At 64.5% G+C, this 15,452-nt stretch carries 13 protein-coding genes; 6 read left to right on the top strand and 7 right to left on the bottom strand.

Going from position 1 to position 15,452, the window contains the following annotated elements:
- Positions 1-482 precede the first annotated feature (482 nt).
- The 5 genes from HMP09_RS06275 to HMP09_RS06295 all read left to right on the top strand — a co-directional run bounded on the left by HMP09_RS06275 (position 483) and on the right by HMP09_RS06295 (position 3,641).
- A complete protein-coding gene (locus HMP09_RS06275) occupies positions 483-881 on the top strand; it encodes a hypothetical protein (RefSeq protein ID WP_176499649.1) in 399 nt (132 codons plus the stop codon).
- A 136-nt stretch (positions 882-1,017) separates the two neighbouring features.
- The gene (locus HMP09_RS06280; protein WP_176499650.1) at positions 1,018-1,188 is read left to right on the top strand and encodes a hypothetical protein; all 171 of its coding nucleotides are present in this window, start codon (positions 1,018-1,020) and stop codon (positions 1,186-1,188) included.
- Between the two features lie 1,460 nt (positions 1,189-2,648).
- Positions 2,649-2,873, top strand: coding sequence for a hypothetical protein (locus HMP09_RS06285; RefSeq protein WP_176499651.1), 225 nt, complete (start codon positions 2,649-2,651; stop codon positions 2,871-2,873).
- A gap of 69 nt (positions 2,874-2,942) precedes the next feature.
- Complete coding sequence (locus HMP09_RS06290) at positions 2,943-3,164, top strand: hypothetical protein (RefSeq protein ID WP_176499652.1); 222 nt, start codon at positions 2,943-2,945, stop codon at positions 3,162-3,164.
- A gap of 267 nt (positions 3,165-3,431) precedes the next feature.
- A complete protein-coding gene (locus tag HMP09_RS06295; RefSeq protein ID WP_232090710.1) occupies positions 3,432-3,641 on the top strand; it encodes a hypothetical protein in 210 nt (69 codons plus the stop codon).
- A 179-nt stretch (positions 3,642-3,820) separates the two neighbouring features.
- On the opposite strand, the gene HMP09_RS06300 is transcribed toward HMP09_RS06295, so the two are convergent.
- The 7 genes from HMP09_RS06300 to HMP09_RS06330 form a co-directional block, all read right to left on the bottom strand.
- Positions 3,821-6,103, bottom strand: a complete 2,283-nt coding sequence (locus HMP09_RS06300; RefSeq protein WP_232090712.1) for a TonB-dependent receptor — start codon at positions 6,101-6,103, stop codon at positions 3,821-3,823.
- 175 nt (positions 6,104-6,278) lie between these two features.
- Entirely contained in the window at positions 6,279-7,406 is a 1,128-nt protein-coding gene (locus tag HMP09_RS06305) for a nucleoside hydrolase (protein ID WP_176499654.1), read from the bottom strand.
- 87 nt (positions 7,407-7,493) lie between these two features.
- Positions 7,494-9,830 (bottom strand): xanthine dehydrogenase family protein molybdopterin-binding subunit, encoded by a 2,337-nt coding sequence (locus tag HMP09_RS06310; RefSeq protein WP_176499655.1) that lies wholly within the window; start codon positions 9,828-9,830, stop codon positions 7,494-7,496.
- Positions 9,827-10,813, bottom strand: a complete 987-nt coding sequence (locus HMP09_RS06315) for an FAD binding domain-containing protein (RefSeq protein ID WP_176499656.1) — start codon at positions 10,811-10,813, stop codon at positions 9,827-9,829. The genes HMP09_RS06310 and HMP09_RS06315 overlap by 4 nt, the downstream gene beginning before the upstream one ends.
- On the bottom strand, positions 10,810-11,316 hold the full coding sequence (locus HMP09_RS06320) for a 2Fe-2S iron-sulfur cluster-binding protein (RefSeq protein WP_176499657.1): 507 nt from the start codon (positions 11,314-11,316) through the stop codon (positions 10,810-10,812). Before HMP09_RS06320 ends, HMP09_RS06315 begins: the two co-directional genes overlap by 4 nt.
- A gap of 133 nt (positions 11,317-11,449) precedes the next feature.
- Positions 11,450-12,715: an arsenic transporter gene (locus HMP09_RS06325; protein WP_176499658.1), complete on the bottom strand. Its 1,266-nt coding sequence runs from the start codon at positions 12,713-12,715 to the stop codon at positions 11,450-11,452.
- 52 nt (positions 12,716-12,767) lie between these two features.
- A complete protein-coding gene (locus HMP09_RS06330; protein ID WP_176499659.1) occupies positions 12,768-13,892 on the bottom strand; it encodes a metallophosphoesterase family protein in 1,125 nt (374 codons plus the stop codon).
- Positions 13,893-14,163: 271 nt separating this feature from the next.
- Here HMP09_RS06330 and HMP09_RS06335 point away from each other — a divergent pair, with 271 nt between their 5' ends.
- On the top strand, positions 14,164-15,447 hold the full coding sequence (locus tag HMP09_RS06335; RefSeq protein WP_176499660.1) for an MFS transporter: 1,284 nt from the start codon (positions 14,164-14,166) through the stop codon (positions 15,445-15,447).
- The last annotated feature ends 5 nt before the right edge of the window (positions 15,448-15,452 follow it).

Raw genomic sequence — 15,452 nt, forward strand, 5'->3', positions numbered from 1 at the left:
TGCGCTCTCCCTCCAAGTTCATCCAGCGCCGCAGACATTTGGTCTGGCGTTCGCGTTCGGCACTTAATGCAAGTTAGCTTGCCGGGACAATAATTACTTTTCACGAAGCGGTGCCCGCCAGTTAAGTTACACAAAATGCGTCGAATTATACACATAAACTAGCTCCCGAAACAAACCTGCTGAATATTAGGGATTACGCACGACTCATATTGATCGTGAAACAATGACGCAAAGTGATGTTGGTTTCAACTTGGCGTTCGTTACATTGACTTGGCACGAGGACTCCAATCATGAAAAACAATAGGTTCGGGACCCGAGTGGTCGCGGAATTGATGACGCAGGACCGCGAAAGACAATGTAAGTTATGTTGTTCAGGCCGTCGGCTGCGGCAAATGACGATCGCGCCACCCAGCTTCAACGGGCGCGAGTGGCTTGTTGTCGTGAACCTCGCAGGGTAAAATGCTGGCTTCATCATCTCGACGATGCTCGCGCTCGAGATGGCCCGAGACAGTTGGCGGAACTGGTCGATCGACACGCTGAACCACCCGGTGACGGTGTGGCGCATGTGTGGCGAAACGGTCAGCGGCGCCAAGGCGATCCGCTTCGGTTCAGCCCCCATGGTCCTATGGTGCCGAGACCCTCAGCACGCCGCGGCGACGGCATGGCTCCTGACGTTCCAGCGCATGACCGACCCGATTGCGTTCACGCTGAGGCTGCTGACCTTAGCGATGTTCGAGGTGTCCGGCAGGGGAATGTCCGAGCACCTGGAGCGGCAGCCCCTGCCACTTCGCATCTGGGCGAAGCGAAAGCAGGTTCGATGCCCGGCCTGCATCGCCCTGTTGAGCCTGATCGCTGCGATCGGCGCTGTGAGCACGCGCTAATGTAGCGCTTCATTGCGACCGCCGGCGCGGCGCCACCGGTGGCGACTACCGCCATCGCACGGGATAAAGGCGCGATCGTCGCGGAGAGCGTCCTGCGATCGACTACTTCCTCGGATACCCGTTCGAAACGTGCAGCATGATTGCTGGCATCTGCGCACCCTTCCTCGACATCTACATGATTACGGAAGACGTCGCTCAGTCGCGCGATACGGTAATCAGCCATCATCGTGCCGTGCTCGGCGACGATCGCTCTGGTGATCCGAAGGTCTTGATGAGTCACTCGACGGGAAGTCGGCGACGAAACTGAGGATCGTATCGATGTCATCGGCGGTGACACCCGCCTCCTTGTCGATGATGTCGCCCGGCCTCCAAGAGGCGCGAAAAACGCTAGCACGACTGACAGCGCCTTTGAGGTTAAGCGCTTGTACCATAAGCAGAGCCTATGCGCGGTCGACCGATTCGGGCAAACTATTCAAATGAAACTCACTCTGCTCATCCTAGCCCTTGCTCCCGGCGACGCACCTGCATCATCCTCGGCTCGATCGGCTTGGGAAAGCTGCCTTCAGTCATCTGCACAAGTCGAGAGTCTTGGTTCTGGCAGCGATGTTACCGTAGCAGTGAAGGCGTTGTCGACGTGTTCCACTAATAAGGACCGGTACGTTAAAGCGTTGATCCGCGGAGCTATCGGCACGTCTCCCGGTGGGCAGTCACCGGCTAGTCAGGCCCTGCAGCAGGTCACCCTGGACCAGAGAGAACTAACCATTCGGCTGATAGCGTTCATACGCAAGCTTCGGCAGCAGCCCTAGACAGGGCGGGCGAACCCGCAACCTCAATCGTCGGCATAGACGTCCCGACGACGACAAATTGAAGAGCAACAGGCGCATGGAGTGCATGCTCTGAGCCCATGACGACCTGGTCGAGCTCCGCCTCGAGCCGACCGACCTGTTCGAAGCAAACGCAGTTACCATCTTCAGCGATCGCAGCACGCAACTGGGCTATGTCAGCGCCGAGCGCGCGTCGCTAATCGGCGAGCGGATCAAGGAAGACGACGCGACCGTGATCTTCCAGGCGATTCAAGGGAACGGGGGCTATATCCGGATACGGTTCGGAAGCGGGTTACCTACCCTGTGCCATCCGGTCTCTTATTTCCTGAAGTCGACTCCACGGCGCTCGACGAAGCTTGGCGGGCATCGCACAATTTACCCAAGCAAGGGACGGTTGGGCGCTTCAGCCATTTTTATCTAGCTAGGTGTCACAGCCGCGGGAAACACAAGGAGTCCGCTCAGCCTTGAACCGCGCGACATCGATTGGTCCACCATTCTCGCATCCTGCCCGCTCGACCTAGTAACATTAGTCGCGCGATCGAAAGAACTCGGGTGTCCGACGGCGCGGTTGGCAACCATCGCGGCAACCGGCACCTTTCGATGATGCTAGGCGGGAGAGCTTGGTATTGAGTCCGCCGCTCTTTCGGGCACTTACGATTTGGCCGGTTATGGCCTTGCCAGGCTGTTGGGTCTGGCTGAGTGATCGTCACTAAGGGCCATGGCCTAGCGGCAAATCGACTATGTGACCCTGTTCAGACGGCGGTGGCGATCACTTGCCCAGCTGCTACCGTACGGCATGGCACCGGAAGGGGGGAATCGCCTGTCCGATTTGCGGTTCGTCGTGCGGTGAATAACGGCGACCGCATATGGAGCCGAACTGGTCTGGACGGCGACGTGATGACGGGCCACGACCGCCGTCTACCGGGGGCCGGGAGACGATATCGTGTTGAAGACCATGTGGAACATGCCCGCCCGGCTGATGCGGGAAAACGCTGCCAACGACGACGAGGCAGACGCTGAAGACGCCCTGGCGAGCGGCTCGCTGCAAGAGATGGTCGAGGCATTCGACGAATATGACGACGCCGAGGCACAGAATCTGTTCATCACCTGCGCCGGCCGCGATCGACCGATCACATGGACCGAGGTACGCGACCTGCGCCGATCGTAGAATGGTGCGATGGACACGGCGGCACGGGACGCTACTGACGGACGAAATCCCCGCCGACGAGTATCCGACATGACAGCGACGATCATCACCCCCAGCGGCCCCGGCGCGATGGAGGCCGGCCTTGTCCTCGACGAGGATGGCCAGCGGTTCGTCGTACTCACCTTCAAGGAGCCCAAAGGTGAGCCGACCTTGGTCACGTTCACCGTGCCGATCTTCCAGAACTATGTCGAGCACCTCGTGCGTACGGCAAAGGCCGCTGGCGAGGAGGCCAATTGGGGCATTCCCGGTTGAAGGCTCCATATGGTTCGACGCGAACGGCGTGGCACGAAGTACCTTAACCACCGCAATCGTTGTTTTGCGAACCGTCCAAGTCACGGGACTGATGACACGGGGTATTTGTCACTCGTGCATTGTGCAGAACCAGCGCTGCACTGCACGCGCAGGAACCATCCTATGTTAAAACCGTTGTGGCGGGGCGGCCGAACCGGCTTGTACATGAGAGAATGACTTATGATTAAAACATGGATTCTTGGCGCTTCGGCCATTGCAATGACGGCAATGCCTGTCGCAGCCATCGCAGCACCCGCAGGCGCGAACTCGGCGGGGTCGCTTTCGCTGGCACCGGCAGTTCGTGCAGGCACGTCGGCCAAGAAGTCGAGCAAGCTTGCGGGTCAGAGCATCATTCCGATCATCATCGGCGTCGGCATCGTCGCTGGCGTTGCTTATCTGATCGTCGATCACGAAGACGACAATTCGGACAGCAACTGACTGTCTGGGCCGGTGCCAACGCACCGGCCCATCCTTTTAACGTACGAGATGATCGCGGGACGGACGCCTCAGCGCGTGTCCCGCTCCTTACCAGAAGACGAGCTACGTTCACGCTATCCTGTCCGTTCTAACGCGGCAACCCGCGTATCGGTATTGCGACGGCGTCGACGGTTTCATCCTCAGAACGCAACCTTGAACTGACCGCCGATGATCCGCGGCTCGTTGATCATGCCGGTCGGGTTGTTGAAGTCGATCGCGCTGATGCTCCGGTACTGGTTGGTGATGTTTCGAACGAACGCGCCGACCTCATACCCCTGCGGCGATTTGTAGCCGATTTTCAGGCCGCCCTCGAGCGACGACTTGCCGGTGAATTCGATCGCTTCGTACAGGAAGAAGTTAATGCGGCTGCGATAGACCCAGTCGGTATAGGCATAAACCTCGCCGCCATTGGCGAGAGGGATCCCGTAGCGCGCGGTCCAGTTGGCGATCCACCGCGGCGCCTGGGAAAGATCGTTGCCGTCGATCACCGCGAACCCGTTCACGATCGGATCGAGCACGGTGCAGGTCGCGCACACGCCGACACCGATGTTCCGATCGCGGATTTCGGTGAAGTTATAGCTGCCGCTCGCGGTCAGCGTCAGTTCGGGGAGCGGCCGTGCCTCGAACTCGCCTTCGACGCCGTAGCCGATCGCCTTGTTCGCGCTGATCAGCCGTGCTGAATTGCTGCTGCCGCCGACGGCGGTGATCTGCAGGTCCTTCGTGCTGTACCAATAGGCGTCGAGCGAGAAATTCACCTTCCGATCGAGCAACGTGCCCTTGAACCCGCTTTCGCCCGAGAAGGTCGTCTGCTTGGGCGCAGTGCTCTGGACGCTGCCGAAGGTCACGCGGTCCTGGATCGCGGGGCCCTGATAGCCGGTCGCGAGCCGCGAATAGACGTTGATCGCAGGCGTCAGTTCATAGGTCGCACTCGCGTCCCAGGTGACGTTCGATCCGCGCACCACCGCACGCGCCGGCAGCGTGTCGCTGATCCCGGTGCCAGGGATCGGCGCGGTAACCAGGTCGTTGCGATAGTCGTGCGAATAGCGGACGCCCGCGCGTAGCGTCAGCAGTTCGGTCGGCTTGGCCTCGATCGAGGCGAAGGCACCGTAATTCTCGTTGCGATTGTCGTGGAAGACGTCCTGCGTCAGATCGGTCGCGCGCGAACCGGTGCCACCGAACGCATAGTCATATTGGTGATAGCGCAGCGTCTGGTGGAAGTAATACAACCCGCCCTGCAAGCGGATGCCGTTCATGTCCTCGCTGGCGTAGCGCAGTTCCTGGCTGAACTCCTTCGGCTTGGTCAGGCCGCCGGTGTTCGACGGGAACAGCCCGACGCCGATCGCGCCGATCGTGCCGCCCGTGAACGGATAGCTGTTGCCGCCATCGACATCGCCGGTGCTCTCGACCTTGGCCTGTTCATAGCCCGTGACCGAATAGAAGGTGCCGATGCCGTCGAGGTGATAGTCGAGGCGCAGGTTCGTGCCCCACTGCGTCAGGCTCTGGCTGGTATAGCCGTCGAGCGTGACGTGCTTCGGGTCGAAGCCGGTGTTGAAGTCGTTGGTGCCCGGCTTGAACAAGCCGGCGCGGAAGATGCGCGGCGAGCCGGTAAGGTCGCGCACATGGACGTTCAGCAGCGCGTTGAAATTGCTGCTCGTATAGCCGAGCTGGAAGCGGCCGGCGACATCGCGATAGCCTTCGAGCTTGCGATCCGCATTGCCTGTCGCCGAATCGTTGTTCACCCAATCGTCGCGCGACTGGATGATGCCCGACGCGCGGAAGGCGAAGCCGTTGCCGATCGGCAGGTTCAGCGCCGCCTCGCCGTTGATGGTGTTGTACGTCGCCCAGGATCCGGTCGCGTAGCCGGAGACCTTGTCGGGGTTCGGCTTGGCGGAATCGATCTTCACGACGCCGGCGGGCGTGTTGCGGCCGAACAGCGTGCCCTGCGGACCGCGAAGGACTTCGACGCTTTGCAGATCGAAGACCGGGAACGACTTCAGCATCGGGTTCTCGAGCGCGACATCGTCATACACGACCGACACCGGTTGCGCGGCGTTCGGGTCGAAATCGGTGTTGCCGAGACCGCGGATGTAGAAGCGCGGGAAGGTGCGGCCGAACGACGATTCGACCTGGAGGCTCGGCGTACGACCGGCGAGGAAGCGGATGTCGAGGCCGCTCGAATTGAGCACGTCGAGCTTCTCGCCGCTGATCGCGGTGACCGCGAGCGGCACGTCCTTCGACGATTCGCGGCGGCGGGTCGCGGTGACGACGATCTCGCCGACGCCCGGCTCACTGGCTTGATCGCCGACATCTTGTCCCGTTGCCGCCTGAACCTGCGCGACGGCGGGTGTGGCAAAGGCCAGTAACGGCGCGCTGGCGGCCAGCAGGCGGGCGATGGCAGACGTACGAACGGGCAAGCGAATCATGGATGGTCCCCCCTTGGGTTTCGAACATCCTCCGGCGTCGATCCGTGTGACCCGGATCCGTCACCGATCGGTAACACCGCTGTAACGTGCCGCAATAGGCGCAGTTAAGTACGACGCATTTTTGCCGGGCACCGCGACATCTTTGCCCCACTCGGCGCGGCGGCCACGCTGACCGTCAGCGCTTCAGCGGTCGCCTGTAGAGCGCGCGCATCGCCGCTTCGATCTTGCCGCGGTCGACGCGAAGCACGACGGTTTGCGCGCGTTCGCCGAGGTGCGGCCGATACGCGTCATGCCACGACAGCGTATCGCCGTATCCGGCGGTCTGGCTCGTGTCGAAATCGATGTAGAGCGTCTCGCTGCGTGTAACGATCGACGGCGCCAGCCAGACCATCGCGGCGATCTCGTCCCACATCGGAAACCCCGGTTCGAGGCCGGTCTGGAGCGCATCGGTAAGCATGGTATGCGCGGACCTCAGGTCTTCAAGGAAACCGCGCGTCCACTGCGTCCCGGTCGACGGATCGATCGGGACCATCGTCACCTTCGGCCACGCGCCGTGTGCCATGATCCGCGCCGCCTCGGGATCCCAGCGGATGTTGAACTCGCGGCGCGGCATGTTGATGAACTCGCGCGCGAACGCGGCAGCGGCGGGCGTGTCGATCGCCTGCTGCGGAGCAAGGCTGCCGCCCATGTAGACGAGTTCCTTCACGTTCGCGGCAAAGCTCGGGTCGAGGCTTTGGGCTATCGCGATGTTGGTCATCGGACCGGCGGCGAACAGCGTGATCTGGTGCGGATGCGCGCGGACCATCCGGACCAGGAACGCGGCGGCGATCTCGCCGGATGGTTTCGTGACGGGATCGCCGATAGGCAGGGTTGGCACGACCGAAGGCGACGGCATGCCTGGGGTCGGCTGGCCCGTGCTGGCGGATTCGGGTTCGGTCCATGGCCCCTTGAACTCGAGCCGGCCGTACAGCCCCTCCCACCGCTTGGTCGCTTCCTGCGTGTTGAGCAGCGGGTAGGTCGCGCCCGGCACCACGGGCACGTCGGTACGCCCGAGGATCTCGACGGTCCGCAACGCATAGGCCGTCGCGGTATCGCGCCACACCGAACCGCTGGTCGTGGTGATCCCGAGCACCTCGACATCGGGCGCCTGAAGCAGCAGCGCGGGCGCACCGTTCAGGCCGACGACGTCGTCATCGATCAGAACGAGCCGCTTGGCGGTCGCGTCCTGTGCCGAGACCGCGACGGGCGTGGCGAGCGAGAGCAGCGCGACAAGGCGTGCCGCGGAGACGAAACGAAAGGCCATCGCGCACCCCTTCCCTGCCCGATCGGTGAGCCCGTCACGCCGCTCGATAGAGTCGATACCGGGCGAGACTGGTAGTACGCTTTCCGATCAGATCAGCACCTTGTCCAGCGTGATCGGCAGGTCGCGCACGCGCTTGCCGGTGGCGTTGAAGATCGCATTCGCCACCGCCGCCGCGACGCCGGTTATGCCGATCTCGCCCACGCCGTGTGCGCCCATCGGCGTGTGCGGGTCGGCGATGTCGGTCCAGATCACGTCGATTTCGGGCACGTCGAGGTGCACGGGCATGTGATATTCGGCGAGGCTCGGGTTCATGATGCGGCCGTTGCGCTCGTCGAACTGCGTTTCCTCCATCAGCGCCATGCCGAGTCCCATGATGATTCCGCCGCGGAACTGGCTGCGCGCGGTCTTGGGATTGAGGATGCGGCCGCAATCGAACGCGCCCAGGAAGCGGCTGACGCGAGTCTCGCCGGTCACCGCGTTGACGCGGACCTCGCAGAACAGCGCACTGTGCGAATGCATCGACCAGTGCATCAATTCGAGCGGTTGCGACGCCTCTTCGCTGACGACCACGTTCTCGCGCTGTGCCCGCGCAAGGATCGAGACATAGCTCTCGCGCCGGGTCGGATCGTCGAGCTTGGTCAGCCCGCCATCTTCGCTTCCGACCTCGTCGGGCGACAGTCCGGCAAGAGGCGAGTCGTTGCCCGCGAGCTTCAGCAGCTCGGCCACCAGCGCATGATGCGCGGCGATCACCGCCGCACCGATCGCGGCGGTCTGCTGCGATCCACCCGCCAGAATTGCACCGGGAATTATCGAATCGCCATAGCCGATCGAGACTTGGTCGAGCGGCAGCCCCAACCGGTCGGCGGCGACCATCGCGGTCGTCGTCGCGGTGCCCATCCCCATCTCCTGCGCGGCGACCTCGACCAGCGCATGACCATCACGACGCAGGGTGATCCGCGCGGCGGCACCCGGCATGCGGTAATAGGGATAGGTCCCGGTTGCGCAGCCCATGCCGACCAGCCACTCGCCGTCGCGACGGGTGCCGGGCTCGGCGCTACGCTCGTGCCAGCCGAACCGCTCCGCGCCGCTGCGCCAAGCCTCGACGATATGCCGCGACGAGAATGGCAGGCCGGACGTCGGATCCTTGTCGGGCTCGTTGCGGATGCGCAGCGCTATCGGGTCCATCGCGAGTTCGATGGCCAGTTCGTCGATGGCGGATTCCAGCGCGAAGGTGCCGACGGATTCGCCCGGTGCGCGCATGAAGGTGTTGGCGAGCATGTTCATCGTCACGGTCTCGACCGACAGCTTGAAGCTGTCCGCGGCATAACCGCCGCGCGTGCCGAGGATGAACGGCTCGGGCATGTTGTTGTGCGGAGTCATCGCGGCGATGCCGGTGTGGACCAGCGCCTTGAAGCGACCATCCGCATCCGCGCCGATCGCGACCCGCTGCTCGGTCAGCGTCCGGCCACCGACGATCCGGTACACACCCTCGCGCGACAACGTGATCCGTACCGGTCGGCCAGCCAGCTTGGCAGCCGCCGCGCCGAGGATCTGGTGATCCCACAGGCATTTGCCGCCGAACCCACCCCCGACGAACGGCGAGGTCAGGCGCACCTGCCCCGCCTTGAGGTCGAACACGTCCGCGATCGTCTGTGCGGCTGCGGTGACGAGCTGGCTCGCGTCGTGAACCACTAGGTCCTCGCCGACCCACGCAATCGTCGCTGCATGCGGCTCGATCGCGTTATGCGTGTGCGGTGGCGTGCGATAGACGTGATCGACCGAGTGTGGCGCCGCCGCCAGCATCGCGTCCGCATCGCCGATCTCGTTCAGCAGCGGCTGGCCCATGAACAGCCCCGGCTGCGGGCCGGCGGCCTTCGCATCCGCAAGCGACGTCGTCGACGGTTCGGCCACATAGGTCGCCACGATCAGCGATTTCGCGTGATCGGCCTCTTCCTGCGTCTCCGCCAGCACCACAGCGATCGGCTGGCCGTTCCAGTGGACACGGTCGTCCTGCATCACCGGCAAGTCCGCCGGTCCCGCCGCGGTCGGCGAAGACCCGAACACCGCCGGCTTGTTCATTCGCGGCGCGTTGCGATGCGTCATCACCAGCACGACGCCCGGCGCAGCCTCGGCCGCAGCGGTATCGATCGCAGCGATCCGCCCGCGCGGGATCGTCGCATAGGCGAGCGCGGCGTAGACCATGGCTTCCAGTGGAAACTCGGCCGCGAACGGTGCCGCGCCGCGCACCTTGAGCGTACCGTCGAGCCGCGACACCGACGTGCCGATCAACCCGTGCTGCTGGCGGATGAGCGGGTCGGGCACGCCGCCCGGAATCCAGCTGTCGGGGGCAAGCGGCACCAGCTTGCTCATCGCGCCCTGTACCAGGCCCTGCGCGGTTTCCTTGACGGTATCGACGATGCTCATGCTGCTGCTCCGGCAAGGTCGCCAAGAACGGCGACAAGGGTGCGCTTGGTCAGTTCGATCTTGAAGCCGTTGTCGCGCAGCGGCACGGCGTCCGCCAATTCTGCGATGGCCGCGGCACGGAACGCCTCTTCGGTCGCGGGACCGCCCCGCAACGCAGCCTCCGCCTTCGACGCGCGCCACGGCCTGTGCGCGACCCCGCCGAGCGCGATCCGCACGTCCCTGACGAGGCCGCCCTCGATTTCCAGCGCCGCCGCGATCGAGACCAGCGCAAAGGCGTAGCTCGCGCGGTCGCGCACCTTGCGATAGGTCGAGGTGGCAGCAAATTTCATTGGCGGCAGTTCGATCGCGGTGATCAACTCGCCCGGCTCCAGCACGGTATCGAACTCGGGATGGTCGCCCGGCAGGCGATGAAGCTCGACGAACGGCAACGTTCTCGCGCCGCCGTTGCCCTGCAAATGCACCGTCGCATCGAGCGCGGCGAGCGCAACACACATGTCGGAAGGGTGCGTGGCGACGCACGCCGACGACGCACCGAGAATGGCGTGCCCGCGCGTGAACCCTTCGATCGCGTCGCAACCCGATCCCGGCGCGCGCTTGTTGCAGCGCGATCCGTCGGTGTCATAGAAATAGGTGCACCGCGTCCGCTGCAGCAGATTGCCGCCGACCGTCGCCATGTTCCGGATCTGCGCCGATGCGCCGGCCAGGATCGCGCGCGACAGGACCGGATAGTGCGTCCGCACCGCGACATGCTCGGCGAGCGCGGTGTTGCGGACCGCCGCGCCGATCATCAACCCGCCGCCCTCGGTTTCCTCGATCTCCCGCGACAGGCCCGTCACGTCGATGAGCGCGGTCGGTCGTGCGACGGTCTCGCGGATCAGGTCGACCAGGTTGGTACCGCCACCAAGATACGCAGTCGCGCTCGACTGCCCGAGCCGCAGCGCATCGGCCGCGTCCTCGGCCCGCGCAGAGGTAAAGGGGGTCATGCCGCCATCTCCGCTTCGACGGTTTGGCGGATCGCGTCGATGATCCCGTTATGCGCGCCGCAGCGGCACAGATTGCCGCTCATCCGCTCCTGCAATTCCTCGCGGGTCAGCGTCACGTCGGCGGTGAGATCGGCGCTGACATGGCTCGGCACGCCGCGCTTCGCCTCCGCCGCCATGCCGATCGCCGAACAGATCTGGCCGGGCGTGCAATAGCCGCATTGGAAGCCGTCATGATCGATGAACGCCTGCTGCAACGGGTGCAGCGTATCGCCGTCCGCCAGCCCTTCGATCGTGGTGACCTGTCGCCCGTCATACTGCACCGCAAGCGCGAGACAGGAGACGATCCGCTCGCCATCGACCAGCACCGTGCACGCGCCGCACGCACCCTGGTTGCAGCCCTTCTTCGTACCCGCGAGATGCAGCCCTTCGCGCAACAGGTCGAGCAGCGACACGCGGGGATCGTCGGGCAGCGCAACCGCCGACCCATTGACTAGTATCGGCATCGCTACTCTCCAGTTCAGCTCGCGGTGTCGTTGCGACCGCGTGATCCGTATTCAGTACCGAACGGTATAGTCTGCCGGATGCTGGTCTGCCAAGCGCCGCGTGATGCGAATTTCGCGGACCCGGTGCGGTGCCTCAGCCGACGAGCAATCGCGCGCCAAGTGCCGCGAAGAGCGCGGGCGGCATGACGACCGCGCCGACCTTGAGGAACCGCCAGAAGCCGACGTCCTCGCCCTCACGGCGGATCGCGGTGAGCCACAGGATGGTGGCGAGCGACCCCGTGATCGACAGGTTCGGCCCCAGGTCGACGCCGATCAGCAAGCCGTCGGTGACGATCTGCGGGACGTGCGCCTGTTGCAGCGTGGTGCTGGCGATCAGGCCCGCTGGCAGGTTGTTCATCAGGTTCGATCCGAACGCCAGGATCGTTCCCGCGACGCCCGCGGTCGTCGACGGCGACTGCGCCGCACCCGCGGCCAGACGACTCGCCAGCATCGCGATCACGCCAGTGCTCGCCAGCGCCTCGACCAGCACGAACAGCCCGGCGACCAGCGGCAGCACCGCCCAGGACACCGAGCGCAGCGTGGGCAATGGCGACGTCCGCCCGCCGATACAGATCGCGGCCATCGTCGCGATCCCGGCAAGGCAGGTCGGCAGGCCCAACTCGTGGCCCCGTGCCGAGGCTGCAATCAACAGAACCGCCGTCGCGACGATCCCGCCGAGCGCGATCTTCCCGCCCCGCGACAGTGTCCCGGTCTCGACGACGGTCTCGCACTGCCCCGTGAGCCGCTCGCGCTCGACCCAGCGCAGGACGAGGAAAGTCACCCCGATCGACAGCAAGGACGGGAGCGCGAACGACGCCATCCATGCACCGAGCGACGGCATCGCGCCGCCGTACAGCACGAGGTTCGCAGGGTTCGAGATCGGCAGGACGAAGCTCGCCGCGTTGGCGATCAGCGCGCACGCGAACAGCATCGGCAACGGATTTGCTTTCGCCTTCTTGGCCGCGGCATAGACGGCAGGCGTCAGCACCACCGCCGTCGCATCGTTCGACAGGAAGGTCGTGACGACGATGCCGACGCCGAAGACCAAGGCGAACAACCGGCTGGTCGACCCGTTCGCCAGCCTGACGGCGTGTTCCGCCACCCAGTCGAACAACCCCTGTTCCCGCGCGACTTCCGACAGCAGCATCATGCCGATCAGGAACAGATAGACGTCGCTACCCTTCAACACCGCGCTCCACGCGGCACCGGGCGACATCAGCCCGAACGCGAGCAATGCCGCCGCGCCCGCGACCGCCCAGACCGCTTCGGGCAGCTTGAACGGACGCGTGATCACGCCGAAGGTCGCGACGAAGCAGATCGCCCAAATCGCATAGGTCGCTAGCGCGGCATGACCATTCATGCCGCGACCGTCCGGGTCGTTGGGCGCCGTCCGGGCTGCATCTTGCGGTTAATCACCAGTCGAGTCCGTTCTTGTTCGGGCCGCGTTGCGCGCCGTCGATACCGCGATCCGGCCAGGCTCCGACCGCGTGCACGTCTCGCCCTAGCGCGACGGGCGGGTTGCGCTTGGGTTTTGCCGCGCCGTTGCGAACGAGGATTTCGATGCGATCCTCCCCGGCACCGCTGCGGACGCTTATGCGGTGAAGACCATCGGCCAAACCGCTCAGTGTCGCTGTCCAGACCGCAGACATATCGCCAGACCGGGTCATCGCGATCTCCTCGCCCGCGTCGATCCAGATCGAGGCCGCCGCCGCCGTCCCGAGAATCTTTGCCCGGACCACGACGGTGCCGCCGGGCACCGCGTCGGCGCGCGCCGGATCGGTCATCAGGCGGCGGTCGACGGGGCTGGTGATCTGGACGAGCGGCCAGGGATCGTCGATCGCGTGGAACCGCCAACTCGGTATGCCATCGTCGAGCGTGACTAACGAGAAACCGGGTGCGCCCTCTTCGATCTGGCCGGTCGACCGGGTCGCGCCATAGATCACGCGCCTGTCGTTCAGCAGCTCGTTGTAATGGGTATGGCCGGTATCGACGAACGCGACGCGGTGCGCGGCGAACAGCCCGGCGACACCGTCGGGATCGTCACGCAGGTCGCCGGGATAGGCATGCATGAACACCGCCACCAGTTCGCCCGCGACGGTCGCACCACTCAACTCGCGTTCGATCCAAAGCCGCTGGTCGGGATCGATCCGGAAGTCCGGACCGCCCTTCCCCGCCGACACGATGTCGAGGAACAGGCAGCGATAGCCGGCAATCGTCTCGGCATAGGGGGCCATCCGGCGTGCGATCGCGCGCATCGCCGTCAGGCAGCCGGGTTCGAAATCATGGTCGCCTGCAAGGACGTGCCATGCCCCGGGCCATTCGGTCATCGCCGCCGCAATCCGCGCATATTGATCCTGCGTTCCGTGGTTCGCATTGTCGCCCGGTAACAGCGCGAAGTCGATCGCATCGCTCATGCCAGCGCCGCCATGGTCGCGCGCCACCGCCATCAGCGCGCGAAACCGCGACAGTCCTTCATACCCATCTGCTTCGTCCACATGCAGGTCGCCAAAGTGTATCCAGGTCAGGCTTCCTGCCATTCCAATAGCCTTTTAGTATTGCGCCCGATGGACGCCGAGTGTTCGCCCATAGCGAGACTGGAAGACCATCGTTCCGTGACATTTTATTCATGATTCGAACCTGAACCAGCGCGTTCAGTTTCGGTTTAGCTTTTGAGATCATGGGAGATTTGCAACCAGACTATATTTAAGCCTCGGCGAAACTTTCGATCGGCCGGCAGCTTTAGCGACACAACATCCGTCGTTCCTCGAACGCCGCCGGGTGCCGGACACGGACTTGCAGGAACTTTCGATGGCAACCACGATGGATACGGTCCCGACTAAAGGCGCGAGCGACCGGAAAGACGGACAGTCGCCGCGCGGCGGTGCGCCGACCAGGACGCTCGATGCGCTGAACTTCTTCCTTGCCGACGTTCGCGACGGGCTCGGGCCGTATCTCGCAATCTATCTCCTCGCGGTGCGCGGCCCGGCGCATGGCTGGAACGAGGCGACCGTCGGCATGATCCTGACGATCGCCGGGATCGTCGGCCTGATCTCGCAGACCCCCGCCGGCAGCCTGATCGATCGCGCCAGGAACAAGCCCCGGATCGTCATGATCGCCGCGCTGCTCGTGACGCTCAGCAGCATCTCGTTGCCGATCGTCAGTGGCTTCACCGCAGTCGCGGTCACGCAGTCGATCGCGGCGGTCGCAGGCGCGGTGTTCGCGCCGGCGATCTCGGCCATCACGCTCGGCCTTGTCGGCCCGAAGCTGTTCGCCAAGCGCGTCGGGCGCAACGAAGCCTTTAATCACGCGGGCAACGCGGTGTCGGCGGCGCTCGCGGGCGTGCTGGCCTGGAAGTTCGGACCGGTCGTCGTCTTCTACCTGATGGGCGCGCTAACGGTTGCGAGCATCGTGACCGCGTCGCGGATCGAGAACGACGACATCGACAATGCGGTCGCGCGCGGTCTCGATTGCGAACCCGAGGATGATTGCGAGGAGCCGAGCGGCTGGAAGGCGCTGATCGAGAACAAGCCGCTGATGATCTTCGCGGTCACCGCCTTCCTGTTCCACCTCGCCAATGCGGCGATGCTGACGTCCGTCAGCCAGTTGCTCTCACGCACCGTGGGCAAGGATCAGGCGACCTCGCTGACCGCCGCCTGCATCGTCGCGGCGCAGCTGGTGATGGTGCCGGTCGCGATCGTCGTCGGGCGCAATACGGAGAAATGGGGCACCAAGCCGCTCTTCCTCGTCGCATTCGCGTTCCTCGCGGCGCGCGGTGCGCTGTACACCGTGTCGAACGATCCGTGGTGGCTGGTCGGCGTACAGGCGCTGGACGGCATCGGCGCCGGCATCTTCGGGGCGCTGTTCCCGGTCGTGATCGCCGACCTGACCAAGGGCACGGGGCGCTTCAACGTCAGCCAGGGCGCGGTCGCCAGTGCGCAAGGCCTGGGTGCCGCGCTGTCGGCCACGCTCGCCGGCGCGATCATCGTCTGGTCGGGCTACACGGTCAGCTTCCTGACGCTGGCGACCATCGCCGGCCTCGGGCTGGTGCTCTATCTGGTCGCCATGCCCGAGACCAAGAAGAAGGCGGGGTAAGCCCC

It is taken from the genome of Sphingomonas sp. HMP9 (assembly GCF_013374115.1).
Lineage (GTDB): Bacteria > Pseudomonadota > Alphaproteobacteria > Sphingomonadales > Sphingomonadaceae > Sphingomonas.

What these genes read in the sequence shown, in the direction of transcription:
- HMP09_RS06310 (WP_176499655.1), bottom strand. Translation starts at nt 9,830, where the DNA reads ATGAGCATCGTCGATACCGTCAAGGAAACCGCGCAGGGCCTGGTACAG.
- HMP09_RS06320 (WP_176499657.1), bottom strand. Translation starts at nt 11,316, where the DNA reads ATGCCGATACTAGTCAATGGGTCGGCGGTTGCGCTGCCCGACGATCCC.
- HMP09_RS06280 (WP_176499650.1), top strand. Translation starts at nt 1,018, where the DNA reads ATGATTGCTGGCATCTGCGCACCCTTCCTCGACATCTACATGATTACG.
- HMP09_RS06295 (WP_232090710.1), top strand. Translation starts at nt 3,432, where the DNA reads ATGCCTGTCGCAGCCATCGCAGCACCCGCAGGCGCGAACTCGGCGGGG.
- HMP09_RS06315 (WP_176499656.1), bottom strand. Translation starts at nt 10,813, where the DNA reads ATGACCCCCTTTACCTCTGCGCGGGCCGAGGACGCGGCCGATGCGCTG.
- HMP09_RS06325 (WP_176499658.1), bottom strand. Translation starts at nt 12,715, where the DNA reads ATGAATGGTCATGCCGCGCTAGCGACCTATGCGATTTGGGCGATCTGC.
- HMP09_RS06305 (WP_176499654.1), bottom strand. Translation starts at nt 7,406, where the DNA reads ATGGCCTTTCGTTTCGTCTCCGCGGCACGCCTTGTCGCGCTGCTCTCG.
- HMP09_RS06275 (WP_176499649.1), top strand. Translation starts at nt 483, where the DNA reads ATGCTCGCGCTCGAGATGGCCCGAGACAGTTGGCGGAACTGGTCGATC.
- HMP09_RS06335 (WP_176499660.1), top strand. Translation starts at nt 14,164, where the DNA reads ATGGCAACCACGATGGATACGGTCCCGACTAAAGGCGCGAGCGACCGG.
- HMP09_RS06290 (WP_176499652.1), top strand. Translation starts at nt 2,943, where the DNA reads ATGACAGCGACGATCATCACCCCCAGCGGCCCCGGCGCGATGGAGGCC.
- HMP09_RS06330 (WP_176499659.1), bottom strand. Translation starts at nt 13,892, where the DNA reads ATGGCAGGAAGCCTGACCTGGATACACTTTGGCGACCTGCATGTGGAC.
- HMP09_RS06300 (WP_232090712.1), bottom strand. Translation starts at nt 6,103, where the DNA reads ATGATTCGCTTGCCCGTTCGTACGTCTGCCATCGCCCGCCTGCTGGCC.